Source organism: Nocardia sp. NRRL S-836 (assembly GCF_001279525.1).
Lineage (GTDB): Bacteria > Actinomycetota > Actinomycetes > Mycobacteriales > Pseudonocardiaceae > Lentzea.
Genome location: NZ_LGDY01000103.1, coordinates 185,312 through 198,704, shown reverse-complemented (window position 1 = coordinate 198,704; position 13,393 = coordinate 185,312). Strand labels below are relative to the sequence as shown.

Genomic DNA, 13,393 nt, shown 5'->3' with positions numbered 1-13,393 from the left:
TCAGGTGTTCGGGTGGGTCGGCGACGGCTGTCGGCTCGACCACCAGCCACGGTGTGAAGTCGGGTGGCTTCAGTTCGTGTCCGAACGTTGCCAGGAAACTGGTGGTGTGTCGATCCGCCCGCTTGCGCCGGTTTGCGGTGTCGTTGCGGGTGTTGCGCAAGGCTTGCGCAAGTCGTGGAGGGTGGCGAAGAACCTCCTGGCTCGGTCCAGCAGATCGATCTTGTTCGCGCGCTGGGTGATCGCGTGCCCCTCACCGGGGTAGACGACGAGCTCGGAGTGCGCGACCGCGGCGTGCAGCAGCTCGGCCTGCTCGACCGGGACGTTCGTGTCGGCGGCGCCGTGGACGATCAGCAGCGGCGTCGTGATCCGGTCCGCGAAGGTGATCGGACTGTGCTCCGCGCTGTCCCCGAGCGCCGCCTCGAACGCGCCGCACTCGCCGTGAGCGATCTGCTTCGGCCAGTCGGAGATGCCCGCCCCGACGAACGCCGCCCGGAACCGGTCCGTCCGCGTCACCGCCCACGCCGCCATGAACCCGCCGTGGCTCCAGCCGGAGATGCCGAGCCGGTCCGGGTCCGCGACGCCGTGCGCGACCAGGAGGTCGATGCCGGTCTCGATGTCGTGCCACTCCTCCTGGCCGACGCGTCCGGCGACGGCCGCGGCGAACGCGTGACCGCGGCCGAGCCCACCCCTGGGGTTGGGCAGGAAGGACGCGAAACCCTGCTGCGCCAGCCATTGCGCGGACGGGACCCAGCTCAGCTGGAAGTCGTCGGCCCAGCGGTCGTAGGGACCGCCGTGGACGAGCGTGATGAGCGGGAACGGGCCGTCGGCGCGGGTCCGGCCCACCGGCAGCACCAGGAGGCCGTCGAGGTCCAGGCCGTCGGGAGCGCGGTAGCGCAGGCGTTCCTGGTGGCCCAGCGGGACGTCGGTGAGGGGAGCGCGGCGGTCGGGGCGGTGGGAGCCGGTGACGCGGGCGAACGCGCCCTCGCCGAGGAGGTGGAACTCGGTGTCGAGCCCGGTCGCGACCACCACGACGGGTGCGCCGCCGGTCTGCACGAGGTCGGTCGGGCAGGCGGGCATGCCCTCGGTGAGGTTGCGGTGGTCCTGGTCGAACACCGCCATCCCGCCCTGCAGGTGCGGCGGGGTGAGCGCCAGGTAGACGATCCGGTCGCCCCACCACACCGGCGTGCGGGCGTCGGCGGGGGCCGGGCCGAGGTCGGTGACGGTGCCGTCCGGGGCCACGACGTGCAGCGCCGGGTTGAGCAGGCCGGGGTCGATCTCCGGGGACGACCAGGTGATGACGGCTCGGCGGCCGTCGGGGTGCCGGGCGACGTCGGCGGCGCTCGCGACGTGGCGGCCGGGGACCAGGCCGTGGTCCGGGGCGCCGGACGCCGGGCGCGGAGTGGTCCAGTCGGCGACCATCTCGTCGGTCAGTTCGCGCATGCCGGCCCCTCTCCCTTCTCCAGTTGACCAGAGAGCGGTGGGGAGGAGGGAGGCCCGCGTGCCCCTTCGCCTCGTGGGGTGCGGAACACGCGGGCCGGTTCGGGTGCCTACCGCAGCAGGTAGGCGTTGATGATGGTCTGCTCGACGGTCTGCCCGCTGCCGGCCGCCCGTGCGCGCAACGACACCGACTTCGCGTTCTGCGGGTGGGCGAGCAGCAGCCGGTTGCCGTGCACCGGCGTCGAGCGCCAGGAGGTGCCCTGGTCGTACGACACCTCCACGGACGTGACCCGGACGTCGCCGGTCTGCGACTGCGTGGAGACCGGCACGCCCCACGCGCGGCCGGCGGGTGCGGTGCCGTCGTCGTCGAGCTGCGGGGTGAAGCGGACGACGGACAGCGGCAGGGCGGTCTGCGTCGCGGTGGTGCCCGAGCGGAACGTCCACGTGCCGGAGACCTTGGTGCTCAAGGTGTTGTCGCGGACCGCCTCCGTGACCACGCGGTAGTCCGCGGTGCCCGGCTCGGTGTCGAACAGGGCCCAGCCGGCGTCGGTGGTCTCCACGGCCTTGGTCGTGCCGCGCCACACGGTGGTGCGGGCCGAGGTGACCGGGCTGTAGCCGGCGTTGCCCGCGCTGTCGCCGAACAGCGGGATCGAGACGCGCATCAGGTCGCCGGTGCGGAAGGAGTGCGGCAGGTCGCGCGTCGCGGGCAGGGCCGGGCCGAACACGGCCCGGTTGACCGGTTCCCAGTACTGCCTGCCGGGGCGGTAGTGCTTCAGCGGGCCGTCGAGGGAGCCGATGAGGCCGTTCTGGCCGAACAGGTTGAGGCGGCGTGACCAGTCCGCGCCCTCGCCGCCGTAGTACTCGGTGCGCTGACCGGGCACGAGGTCGTCCAGCGAGCCGTACGTCCACGCCGCGCGGCCGCGCGGGGCGACGGTGTGGCCGATGGACGCGGTCCGGCCGTCCTTCAACGGTGGCAGGTCGACCTGCACGGTCGCGAGGCCCTCGGCATCCACGGTCCTGGTGAGGCCGGTGAACGTACTGCCCGCGCGGTACCAGGCCAGGCCGTAGAAGTCGGGGCCCGCCGTCCAGAACGTCGCGACCTGGCCGGTGACCTCCGGCGAGTCCGGGCCGAGGTGGGCGAGACCGAGGTGGCCGATCGAGCCGCCGACGGAGAAGTTGCCGATGGCGTAGCTCGTGCCGTTGTGGACCCGCTCGAAACCGGTCTGCAGCAGGCTGAGCCGGGCGTCCACCGGCGGCTTCACCTGGACGGGCCTGGCCTTGCGCGCGTCGAGGTCGATGGTCATCGGGCCGGTGACGGTCAGGTCCGGGTAGCTGAACGAGTCGTGCGTCCACTCCGCCGAGCCCAGGACGCTGCCGTTGAGCAGGTAGCGGCCCTTCTCGACGCGGGCGATGCCGGTGACGGGGTCCGGCCACGAGCGGGCGCCGGTGTCGACGTCGACCAGGAACGCGCTGAGGTAGCCGGGCTTGGCGCCGGTGCGGTCGATGGCGTTCACCGTGACGTCGTAGCTCTCCCTCTCCAGGTCCACGACGACGGCCGTGCGGACGCCGGAGGCCACGACCGCGCCGCCGACCACGCCACCCGCGGGCTGCTTCGCGATGTCCGCGGTGACGGTGGCCGTGGCGGTGCCCTTCGCCGGGATCGTCAGCCTGGCGGGGGACACGGAGAAGACGGCGCCGGTGGTGTCGGTGGTGAGGTCGAGCGTGACCGGTTCGGTGCCCGCGTTGGTGTAGGTGATCTCCTTGCTCAGCGCGGGCGTGCCGGTGTGCGGCCAGCGGTGCCGGCCGAAGCCGATGCTGCCCGGCGCGCCGGTGACGTTCTGTGCGATGACCTTGGCGACGTCGACGCGGCCGGAGCCCTGGTCGAACGGCGTGAGGCCCGCGGTCGGCGTGGTGCTGCCGGTCAGCCGGGCCTTGAGCTCGGCGCCGGTCAGGCCGGGGTGCTGCTGGCGGAGCAACGCCGCGGCGCCCGCGACGTGCGGGGTGGCCATCGAGGTGCCGTCGAGGCTGGTGTAGCCGGGTTCTACGGGGGCGCCGATGCGGCCGTCGCCGTGCAGCGCGGCGACGATGCCGACGCCCGGTGCGGTGAGGTCCGGCTTCAGCGTGCCGGCCTTCGACGGGCCGCGGCCGGAGAACTCGGCGATCCGGTCCTGGTCGTCGACGGCGCCGACGGTGAGGGCGGCGTCCGCCGTGCCGGGGGAGCCCAGCGTGCCGGCGCCGGGGCCGCTGTTGCCGGCCGCCACCACGAACAGCGTGCCCTTCTGGGCGGTGAGCCGGTCGACGGCCTCCTCCAGCGGGTCGACCTCGGGGGTGTCGAAGCCGCCGAGACTCATGTTGACGACCTGGGCGCCCTGCTCGACGGCCCACTCCATGCCGGCGATGATCTGGCTGTCCTGGCCGGAACCGTTGTCGCCCAGCACCTTCACGTCGAGGATCCGCGCGTCCGGTGCGACCCCGCGGTACCTGCCGCCCGACTTGGCGCCGGTGCCCGCGATGATGCTCGCGACGTGCGTGCCGTGGCCGTAGTGGTCACCGGCATCCGGTGAGCCGCTGAAGTTCTGCTCGGCGATCTCGCGGTCGGCGAGGTCCGGGTGCGATTGGTCGACACCGGTGTCGAGCACCGCGACCGTCGTGCCCGACCCGGTGTAGCCGGCGGCGTGCGCCGCGGGGGCGCCGATCTGCTTGACGCTCCTGTCCAATGTGGCCTGACGCCGCGCGTCCAGCCAGACCTTCCGCACACCGGACAGGCTGAAGGTGCTGCTCGCGGTCAGGCCGGCGACCGGCGTCCTGGCGGCGTCGAACGCGACACCGTTGACGCTCGGCAGCCACAGACCGGACTGGGCAGCGACGGTGCCCTCCGGGTAGGTGACGATCACCGGCAGCGCTCCGCCGTAGCCCGCGAGCTCGGTGACGTCGAACAGCCGCTCGTCGAGGTGGCCGCCGGCGATGAACGGCATCGCGTCGTCCGGCACCACGAACTCGTGCCCCTGCGCGGTGTAGGAGGTGAACAGGACGTGCTCACGGCCGGGTGCGGGCCGCACGGCCCGCCGGTCCGGCAGCACCTGGTCGCCGGTGATCAACGTGACGGGCGCGGCGGTGGCCGCCTGCGGAGGCCGCGGGGGCGAGGCGGTGGCCTGGCCGGCGGTGAGCAGCGCACCGGCCAGTACGACGACTCCGACTACGCGCACCCGGTCCTCCGTGGGTCTGTGAGAGCGATCTCACGGACCGTAGTGAGGTGTTCACGTGGGGACAAGGGGTCGGACGGCTTCCGGTCCAGACCAATTTTGACACCGCGCCGGGTGTTGACGGCAACCGTCTCGGCAGGCCGCTGCCGGTTGCCGGTTCCACCGTCTCGGCAGGTGGCTGTGCACGGTCCCGGCGGGCCGCAGCCTCTAGGGTGTCTGGCATGACTGGCCTGCGGGAGCGCAAGAAGGCGGCGACACGGGAGGCGTTGGGGGACGCCGCGCGGAGCCTGTGCGTCGAGCACGGCCTGGACGGCGTGACCGTGGAGCAGATCGCGCGGGCGGCCGGGGTGTCGCTGCGGACGTTCTTCAACTACTTCTCGTCCAAAGAGGAGGCCGTGGTCGCCGGTGACTCGGCGACGGCGGAGGCGTTCGTGCGCGCGTTCGCGGCGCGGCCGGCCGAGGAGGCGCTGCTGACGGCGCTGCGGGAGGCCGTGCAGTCGACGTTCCCCGAGCACGTGGACCTGGACCGGTTGCGGCAGCTCAGGGAGCTGCGCCGGGCGCCGGCGCTGCTGCCGCACGTCCTGGCCGCCTACGCCACGCGCGAGCAGGAGCTGACGGCGGTGATCGCCGAGCGGACCGGCCTGGACCCGAGCGCCGACCCGTACCCCGTGACGGCGGCGTCGGTGATCACGTCGTCGCTGCGGGCGGTGGTGCAGTGGTGGCTCGACTCGCCGGAGGCCACCCGGCGGTGGACCGGTGCCGAGCTGGTCGACCGGTGGATCGACCAGCTCGGCACCGGGCTCACGCGTCCCAGCTGACCGGGAGCGCGTGCACGCCGTAGATCGCCATGTCGGTGCGCAGCGGCACCTCGTTCGCGGGCACGGCGAGCTTCAGGCCGGGCAGCCTGCGCAGCAGCTCGGTGAACCCGACGATCATCTCCACGCGCGCCAGCTGCTGGCCCAGGCACTGGTGGATACCGTGCCCGAACGCCAGGTGGTGCCCGCGCGGCCGGTCGACGCGCAGCTCGTGGGGGTCCGGGTACTGGCCGGGGTCGCGGTTGACCGCGGGCACAGCGACCAGGACCGTCGCGCCCTCGGGGATCGTGACGCCGCCCAGCGCCACCTCCTCCTTCGCGAACCGCGGCACGCCGAACGCGATGATCGAGAGGTAGCGCAGCAGCTCCTCGACCGCGTTCTCGGTGAACTCGGGGTGCGCGCGCAGCAGCTCCAGCTGGTCCGGGTGTTCGAGCAGCGCGAACGTGCCCAGCGCCAGCATGTTCGCGGTCGTCTCGTGGCCCGCGATCAGCAGCAGGTTCGCGATGCCGATCAGCTCGTTCTCGGTGAGGTCGGTGTCGGTCACCAGGCCGGAGAGCAGGTCGTCGGTCGGCTGGCTCTTCTTGGCGCGCACCAGGCCCCGCATGAACCGGCGCAGCTCGGTGCCGACCTCGATCTGCTCCTCGATCGTGGCCTTCAGGCTGAGCAGCTTCGAGGTGTTGCGCTGGAACTCGTCGCGGTCGCCGTAGTCGACGCCGAGCAGCTCGCAGATCACCAGTGACGGCACCGGCAGCGCGAAGTCGTGCACCAGGTCCGACGGCGGCCCGGCGGCGATCATCGCGTCCAGCTGCTGCGTGACGATCTCGTGCACGCGCGGCTCCAGCTGCCGCATCCGCCGCACGGTGAACTGGCCGGTCAGCATCCGCCGGTACCGCGTGTGCTCGGGCGCGTCCATCGAGATGAACGACCCGGCGCGGCGCTCCGGCGGGAACATCTCCGCGAACAGCTCCGGTGACATCCTGGCCCGCACCCGCGGGTTGTCGAACCGGTCGGCACTCATCCGCGCGTCGGCCAGCACCGCCCGCGCCTCGTCGTGGCCGGTGACGAGCCACAGCGACTCCCCGCCGTGCTCGACCCGGTGCACCGGCCCCTGCCCGCTCAGCTCCAGCAGCCCCTTCGCCGGATCGAACGGGCACCGGCCGCGCTGGATCAGCTCCGCGGGCAACTGGGGCCGGAGCAGCTCCTGTGCGCTGCGTTGCCGCTCTGCCGTGGTCATGGAAGCGCTCCCGTCCTCGACCCCGCGTGGTCACGGGGTCGTCGCTCGGTGTCACCTCCACGCTACCGAAACTTGCGCATCGTGCAAGATTTTTGGGTCATCTTTACGTGGCGAACACCTGCGCGTCGTCGGCGAACGCCTTGAACTCCAGCGCGTTGCCCGCCGGGTCCAGCAGGAACATCGTCCACTGCTCGCCGGGCTGGCCCGCGAAGCGCAGGTAGGGCTCGATGACGAACCGCGTGCCGGCCTCCTTGAGTCTCGCGGCGAGGGCGTGGAACTCGTCGGTGCTCAGGAGCAGGCCGAAGTGCGGGACCGGCACGTCGTGGCCGTCGACCGGGTTGTGCGCGCGCTCGATCCGCGGGGCGAGGTGCGTGACGAACTGGTGGCCGTGCAGGTTCCAGTCGATCCACGTGTCGGAGCTGCGGCCCTGTTCGAGGCCGAGGACGTCGCCGTAGAACGCGCGGGCGGCGGCGAGGTCGTCGACGGGCATCGCGAGGTGGAAGCGGGGGATGCTCACGGGTGTCCCTTCGGTTGTCTTAATGTTGACATTAGGACGACGCTGCAGGCTGACGGAATGTGCGCTTGTTAACATTGCGCTTGTTAACATCAGCGGCATGGCGACGTTGGAGCCTGCCCGCAGGCGGGGACTGAGCAACGAGGTCGCGGACACCGTCCGCGCGGCGATCTTCGACGGCCGGTACCCGCCGGGCAGCCCGTTGCGCGAGGTCGAGCTGTCCCAGGCGCTGGAGGTCAGCCGGGGGCCGGTGCGCGAGGCGTTGCAGCAGCTGGAACGCGAGGGACTCGTGCGCACCGGCTGGCACCGCGGCGCCACGGTGGCGGAGCTGTCCGCGCAGGACGTGGCCGAGCTCGACAGCCTGCGCGGGGCCCTTGAGGTGCTGGCGGTGCGTCTTGTGGTCGACGGCGCCGGCGACCTGACCGCGATCGAGCGGGCGGCCGAGGCGATGGAGCACGCCCGCACCCCGCACGAGATGGTGCGGCTCGACATCGAGTTCCACGACGCGGTGTACGCCGCCGCCGGCCACTCGCGGCTGGTGCAGGCGTGGGAGGCGATCCGGTCGCAGGTGCACCTGTTCCTGCTGACCCGCGTCGCGGTCAGCACGCACGGGTACCTGGAGCTGGTGCGGTCGGAGCACCGCGCGCTGGCGGACGCGTTGCGGGACGGGGACGTCGAGGGGGCGTTGCGGCTCTTCGCGGCCCACCGTCAGCACGCCTTCGACGTCCTGGCCTCGGGTCACTAGCTCCATCGCGTGGAAACACTGGACCGAGCGGGTGATGGTGAGGCCGACGGGTGGATGAACGCCCCTACGCTCGGGCGGTGGATCTGAACGCGTTGATGTACGAGGGCGACCCGTTGGCCGACGCGGTGATCGCGGACCTGGTGGCCGGCGACCGGACCGGTGAGGTGAACCGGGTGCTGGCGGAGTTCCGCGGCAACGACACCCCGATCCCGGAGAACCTCCCCGAGTCCGTGCGGACCTTCCTGCACGAGACCGACAACCCGCCGGAGTGGATGGACGCGGGCCGGGTCGCCCGCGCGCACGAGTTCTTCCTCGACGACGGCGTGCACGTGGCGTCGGTGCTGAGCTTCGGCGCGATGGTCAACTGCTACGCGCAGCCGCGGCCGTCCAAGGTGCTCGCGCTCACGCACCGGCTGAACCAGCCGCACCGCAGGCTGAGCGAGACCTCGCAGTTCGTGCTGGACATGATGGCGCCGGGTGCCTTCGGCGGCGGTGGCGGGTTCGTGCCGACGATCCAGAAGACCCGGTTGATCCACGCGGCCGTGCGGTACTTCGTGACGCGTTCACCGGAGTGGGACAGCGCGACCGACGGCGTGCCGGTGTGCCAGCAGGACCTGCTGGGCGCGTTGCTGATCTTCTCGGTGCAGGTCGTCGACGGCATGCGGCGCATCGGGATCTCCGTGACCGAGGTCGAGGCCGAGGACTACTACCACGTGTGGCGGGTCGCGGGCGCGGTGCTCGGCATCCGCGCGGACGTCATGCCGGAGTCGTACGCCGAGGCCGAGGAGCTCAGCGCCACGATGGTGCGCGCCTCCTACGCGCCGTCGGCCGAGGGCATCGAGCTGACCAGGAACCTCATCGCGCTGTACGAGAAGTTCATCCCCGGCAAGGCTTTCGACGGCGTCGTGGCGGCGATGGTGCGCCAGGTCGTCGACGAGGAGGTGGCCGACTGGCTGGAGGTCCCGCGCTCGAAGGGCTGGACCAGGGCCGTGCGGACCGGCGAACGGGTCATGCGGGTGCTGGAACGGGGCGAGGACCGCAACAGGGTCGCCCGCGCCGTGCTGGACAAGGCCGGCACGCTGCTGCTCGGCGCGAGCGTGCGCACGTTGACCAACGGCCAGTCCACGACCCTGAGCGTGCCCGCCTGCCTGCGGCACTAGAGCCAGCCGTGCTCCCGCGCCAGCCGGAACGCCTCGGTGCGGCTCGCCACGCCCAGCTTCGCCATCGCCGCCGACAGGTGGTTGCGGACCGTTCCTGCCGACAACGACGTGCGGGCCGCGATCTGGGCCACCGGTGTGCCGAACTCGGTGAGCCGCAAGACTTCCAGCTCCCGTTGCGTCAGCGGGCACGGGGGAGCGGCGAGCGCGTCGGCGGCCAGCGCGGGATCGACCCAGCGGGAGCCGGAGTGCACGCGCCGGATCACGTCGGCGAGCTGCCCGCCCGGTGATCCCTTGGGCAGGAAGCCCTTCGCGCCCGCGTGCAGGGCCTGTTGCAGGTGCGGCGGGCGGCCGCGGCCGGTGAGGACCACCACCGCGCACGACGGCAGCACGCGGGCGAGCTCCGCGGTGACCTCCAGGCCGTCCAGCTCCGGCATCTGGAGGTCCACCACGGCGACGTCGGGGCGGTGGGCCAGCGCGGCGTCCACGGCGGCCCGGCCGTCACCGGCGCGGGCCACCACCGACAGGTCCGGTTCGAGCTCCAGCAGCGCCGCCAGTGCGTCGCGGATGAGCTCCTCGTCGTCGGCCAGCAGGACCCTGATCACGTGGGCACCACGACCCGCAGCGTGTGGGTGCCGTCCGAGCGGTCCGCCGACACGCGGCCGCCGTGCGCGGCCAGCCGTTCGCCCATGCCGCGCAGACCGTTGCCCTGACGGCCAGGCGCGGCCGGGTCGACACCGTCGTTCGTGACCGTCATCCGCACCTCCCCGTCCCGCTCGGCGAGGTCGATCATGCACCACGTCGCCCTGCTGTGCCGCAACACGTTGGTGCAGGCCTCCCGTAGCGCCAGCGCGAGCTGCGTGGCGCCGTCACCCGCCACCGGCACCGCCGTGACGGTGCAGCGGATCCCGGCCTCCCGCAGCACGTCGCGCACCGCGTCGAGCTGCTCGGCCAGGTCGACCGCACGGTAACCGTCCACGGCGTCGCGCACCTCGCTCAGCGCGGAGGAGGCCAGCCGTTGCGCCTCGAACGCCTCGGCCGCCGACCGCTCCGGGTCGGTCGCGGCCAGCCGGCCGGCCAGCTCGGCCTTGAGCGCGATCACGGTCAGCCGGTGCCCGAGCAGGTCGTGCACGTCACGGGCGAACCGCAGCCGTTCCTCGCTCACCGCCAGCTCCGCCCGCGCCTCGCGACCGGCCCGCGCCTGCTCCAGCAGCCCGGCGAACCACACCGGCAGCCCGGCCGTCGCGAGGATCGTCGCGCCGACGGCGGCGGCGATCACCAGGTGGGTCGTGGGCTCGCGGTCCGCGAAGAACCCGACGGCTCCCGCGAGCACCACCGCCCCGAGCGCCGTCAGCCACCGCCACACCCCGGTGAGCAGCAGCGGCGCGAACCCGGCCGCGATCCCGCCGATCCACGCCCACGGGTGCAGCTCGGCCGGGCCGACCGGCGCGACCAGCGGGATCGAGACGAGCGTGGCCACACCGGAGATCCAGAACTTCCCGTTCCGCAACGCCACCTCGTACGCCGCGGCCAGCAGCACCAGGCCGACCACGCCCAGCCAGCGCGACGCCGAGGGCTCCCGCAGCACCGCGACCAGCGGCACGACGAGCGAACCCAGCCACAGCGCGTGCAGCGTGCCGCGCAGCGCGGTGTGCGGAAGATCGTTCACCGCCATCAGCCTAGAGCCACGCGATCAGGATCGTGACCGCTACGACCAGGTCGAACACGCCGCAGAACTCCGACCACCAGCGGGGCACGACGGCGTTGCGGACGTGGTGCACGAGGTCCCAGACCGCGTGCGCACCCCACCCGGCAGCGATCAGCAGTACACCCACCTCCGCCGACGCGGTGGTGACCACGGCGGCGAGCACCGCGTAGAGGCCGAACACGAGCAGCTGCACGCGGGGCGCCCGGCGGCCCCAGACCAGGTAGGCGGACTGGCAGGCCAGCAGCGTCCACACGGGCGGCACGAACGCCGCGTGCCAGAAGTCGAACGACAGCGCCAGAGCGACCGCCGCCGGCCAGCGGTCGCCTGCGAACCGGAGAACCGGGTTCGCGGAGGCGGCACCGTGCTCGTGGCGGTAGCGGACCAGCACAACGATCATCGCCGGCACCATCAGCACGTGCGCGCCCATGAGCACGGTGCCGCGGTCCACCACACCGAGCCAGTGCGGCACGAGCAGCACGAGGTACGGCACCGCCATCGCGGCGCACATCTCCACCACACGCCCGTGACCGCGGTAGCGCATCCACAGCGCCATCGGCACGGACATCGAGACCGTCATCCACAGGGCGGTGAGCTCGATCGAGTCCGGCGCCCAGAGCGGTCCCAGGAGGGCCATCCCCAGCAGCATCGCCGCGAGCATTTCGAGGCCGTGCCGCACCAACGGCCGGAACGCGGGAGTTGTCGTCGTTGTCATGCGTTGAGCGTCGAACCGACGCCCGGCAACATCCATCCGCGCGATGTCACGACTTCTCCGTGCGAAACGCACGGCCGAACCATGCGGTCGGGCTAAGCGCTGATCTCCGCCCACACCGTCTTGCCGTCAGCGGCCTCGCGGGTGCCCCAGCACCGGGAGAGGTGCGCGACCAGGACGAGACCACGGCCACGCGAGTCGGAGATCCGCGACACCCCGAGCTGAGGAAGCGTGGCGGGTGTGCCGTCATCGACTTCGATTCGAATGATCTCGGCCACACGTGCCAGCCGCACGGTCCGTGGCCCGTCTGCGTGTTCGTACGCGTTGCTTGCCAGTTCAGTGCACACGAGCAGCACGTCGAGCCGGATGTCCTCCGACACGTCGTGCAGCAACGTCGCTGCCCATGAGCGCAGTTCCGCCAGATCCGGGTCGGAGTCGGGCAAGGGATATCGCGCTGAGGTGCGGAGCACCTCGGGAGCGTCCATCTCGATCCACCCCGTTCACGCCACTGGCCTCCTGGATGCTCAAGACGGCCGTCAGGTCGCGAAATACCACCGCGGGTGCTAACCCAAACGCATGGACGGGTTCGGGTTCGACCTCGCGCTGGTCGGGGTGCTGGTGTTGCTCAACGCGGCTTTCGCCGGCAGCGAGATGGCGTTGGTGTCGCTGCGTGAAGGTCAGCTGCGGTCGCTGGAGCGCGATGGGCACCACACGCTCGTGCGGCTCGCACGTGATCCGAACAGGTTCTTCGCGACCATCCAGATCGGCATCACGCTGTCGGGCTTTCTGGCGTCGGCGACCGCGGCGGTGTCGCTCGCACAGCCGCTGGTGCCCGCACTGGAGTTCCTCGGCAGCTGGGCGGACGGCGTGGCGATCGCGCTGGTCACGGTCGTGCTGACGTTCTTCACGCTGGTGTTCGGCGAGCTCGCGCCCAAGCGGCTGGCCATGCAGTACGCGGTGCGCTGGTCGAAGATCATCGCGCGGCCGCTGGACGTGCTGTCGGCCATCTCACGTCCGGCGGTGTGGCTGCTCAGCAAGTCGACCGACCTCGTCGTGCGGGTGTTCGGCGGCGATCCGAACGCCGACGAGGAACAGATGTCCGCCGATGAACTGCGTGAGCTCGTCGCCGTCCAGAAGCACCTGAACCCGGAACAACGCGAGATCATGACGGGTGCGCTGGAGATCCACGACCGGCGGCTGCGCGAGGTGCTGGTGCCCCGCCGGCAGGTCGTTGTGCTCGATGCGAGTTTGACCATCCCCGCGGCACGGGAAACCCTGGCCCAGTCCGGCCACTCACGGGCCCCGGTGGTTCGTGACGGGCACCTGGACGACGTGATCGGCATCGTGCACCTGCGCGATGTGCTGGAGGACACGGCGGCGTTGAAGGACGTCGCCCGGCCCGCGGTGATGCTGCCGGACTCGCTGCGCGTCACCGTCGCGTTGCGCCGCATGAAGGCCGAGCGCGAACAGCTCGCGCTCGTGGTGGACGAGCACGGCGCGATCGGCGGCATCGTGGCCCTGGAAGACCTGCTCGAGGAGGTCGTCGGTGAGATCTACGACGAGACGGACCGGGACGTAGCGGACGTCCGCAAGGAGGCGGACGGCTCGATCGTCCTGCCGGGAACTTTTCCGGTGCACGACCTCGTTGACGTCGGGGTGGAGCTGCCGGACGCACCGGACGGCGACTACGCGACGATCGCGGGTCTTGTGCTGGTGCTCCTCGGGAGGATCCCGGAGGAGCCCGGTGACGTGGTGCACGTCTCGGGATGGCGCATCGAGGTCAGGCGCGTGGAACACCACGCGATCACGCGGGTGAGGTTGAGGTCACAGGCGAAACCGCGGAATGACCTGGCGGTCTGAACCGTTACACC

12 protein-coding genes are annotated in these 13,393 nt (G+C 71.8%); 4 read left to right on the top strand and 8 right to left on the bottom strand.

Going from position 1 to position 13,393, the window contains the following annotated elements; all coding sequences use genetic code 11:
* Window positions 1–69: 69 nt before the first annotated feature.
* Window positions 70–1,440, bottom strand: coding sequence for a S9 family peptidase (locus tag ADL03_RS22565; protein ID WP_053735498.1), 1,371 nt, complete (start codon window positions 1,438–1,440; stop codon window positions 70–72).
* Between the two features lie 107 nt (window positions 1,441–1,547).
* The gene (locus ADL03_RS22560) at window positions 1,548–4,643 is read right to left on the bottom strand and encodes a S8 family peptidase (protein WP_053735497.1); all 3,096 of its coding nucleotides are present in this window, start codon (window positions 4,641–4,643) and stop codon (window positions 1,548–1,550) included.
* 218 nt (window positions 4,644–4,861) lie between these two features.
* On the opposite strand from ADL03_RS22560, the gene ADL03_RS22555 reads away from it, so the two are divergent.
* Window positions 4,862–5,458 (top strand): TetR/AcrR family transcriptional regulator, encoded by a 597-nt coding sequence (locus ADL03_RS22555; protein ID WP_053735496.1) that lies wholly within the window; start codon window positions 4,862–4,864, stop codon window positions 5,456–5,458.
* Here the strand turns inward: ADL03_RS22555 and ADL03_RS22550 are convergent.
* Complete coding sequence (locus ADL03_RS22550; RefSeq protein ID WP_053735495.1) at window positions 5,442–6,689, bottom strand: cytochrome P450; 1,248 nt, start codon at window positions 6,687–6,689, stop codon at window positions 5,442–5,444. The two genes, ADL03_RS22555 and ADL03_RS22550, sit on opposite strands and share 17 nt — an antisense overlap.
* Window positions 6,690–6,792: 103 nt before the next feature.
* A complete protein-coding gene (locus tag ADL03_RS22545; RefSeq protein WP_231642125.1) occupies window positions 6,793–7,206 on the bottom strand; it encodes a VOC family protein in 414 nt (137 codons plus the stop codon).
* A gap of 97 nt (window positions 7,207–7,303) precedes the next feature.
* Between ADL03_RS22545 and ADL03_RS22540 the strand changes: the two genes are divergently transcribed.
* On the top strand, window positions 7,304–7,948 hold the full coding sequence (locus ADL03_RS22540) for a GntR family transcriptional regulator (protein ID WP_053735494.1): 645 nt from the start codon (window positions 7,304–7,306) through the stop codon (window positions 7,946–7,948).
* A 77-nt stretch (window positions 7,949–8,025) separates the two neighbouring features.
* Window positions 8,026–9,108 carry an oxygenase MpaB family protein gene (locus ADL03_RS22535; protein WP_197288555.1) on the top strand — a complete coding sequence of 361 codons (1,083 nt, stop codon included), beginning with the start codon at window positions 8,026–8,028 and terminating at the stop codon, window positions 9,106–9,108.
* Here the strand turns inward: ADL03_RS22535 and ADL03_RS22530 are convergent.
* The 4 genes from ADL03_RS22530 to ADL03_RS22515 all read right to left on the bottom strand — a co-directional run bounded on the left by ADL03_RS22530 (window position 9,105) and on the right by ADL03_RS22515 (window position 12,007).
* Window positions 9,105–9,710 (bottom strand): DNA-binding response regulator, encoded by a 606-nt coding sequence (locus ADL03_RS22530; protein ID WP_053735493.1) that lies wholly within the window; start codon window positions 9,708–9,710, stop codon window positions 9,105–9,107. The genes ADL03_RS22535 and ADL03_RS22530 overlap by 4 nt on opposite strands.
* Complete coding sequence (locus ADL03_RS22525; protein WP_197288554.1) at window positions 9,707–10,774, bottom strand: sensor histidine kinase; 1,068 nt, start codon at window positions 10,772–10,774, stop codon at window positions 9,707–9,709. Before ADL03_RS22525 ends, ADL03_RS22530 begins: the two co-directional genes overlap by 4 nt.
* A 10-nt stretch (window positions 10,775–10,784) precedes the next feature.
* Window positions 10,785–11,525, bottom strand: a complete 741-nt coding sequence (locus ADL03_RS47280) for a hypothetical protein (protein ID WP_063798672.1) — start codon at window positions 11,523–11,525, stop codon at window positions 10,785–10,787.
* A 92-nt stretch (window positions 11,526–11,617) separates the two neighbouring features.
* A complete protein-coding gene (locus ADL03_RS22515; RefSeq protein ID WP_053735490.1) occupies window positions 11,618–12,007 on the bottom strand; it encodes an ATP-binding protein in 390 nt (129 codons plus the stop codon).
* Window positions 12,008–12,098: 91 nt separating this feature from the next.
* On the opposite strand from ADL03_RS22515, the gene ADL03_RS22510 reads away from it, so the two are divergent.
* Window positions 12,099–13,382, top strand: coding sequence for a hemolysin family protein (locus ADL03_RS22510; protein ID WP_053735489.1), 1,284 nt, complete (start codon window positions 12,099–12,101; stop codon window positions 13,380–13,382).
* Window positions 13,383–13,393 lie beyond the last annotated feature (11 nt).

Coding starts and splice junctions, on each gene's coding strand:
- ADL03_RS22565 (WP_053735498.1), bottom strand. CDS start 1,440: ATGCGCGAACTGACCGACGAGATGGTCGCCGACTGGACCACTCCGCGC.
- ADL03_RS22555 (WP_053735496.1), top strand. CDS start 4,862: ATGACTGGCCTGCGGGAGCGCAAGAAGGCGGCGACACGGGAGGCGTTG.
- ADL03_RS22550 (WP_053735495.1), bottom strand. CDS start 6,689: ATGACCACGGCAGAGCGGCAACGCAGCGCACAGGAGCTGCTCCGGCCC.
- ADL03_RS22540 (WP_053735494.1), top strand. CDS start 7,304: ATGGCGACGTTGGAGCCTGCCCGCAGGCGGGGACTGAGCAACGAGGTC.
- ADL03_RS47280 (WP_063798672.1), bottom strand. CDS start 11,525: ATGACAACGACGACAACTCCCGCGTTCCGGCCGTTGGTGCGGCACGGC.
- ADL03_RS22515 (WP_053735490.1), bottom strand. CDS start 12,007: ATGGACGCTCCCGAGGTGCTCCGCACCTCAGCGCGATATCCCTTGCCC.
- ADL03_RS22510 (WP_053735489.1), top strand. CDS start 12,099: ATGGACGGGTTCGGGTTCGACCTCGCGCTGGTCGGGGTGCTGGTGTTG.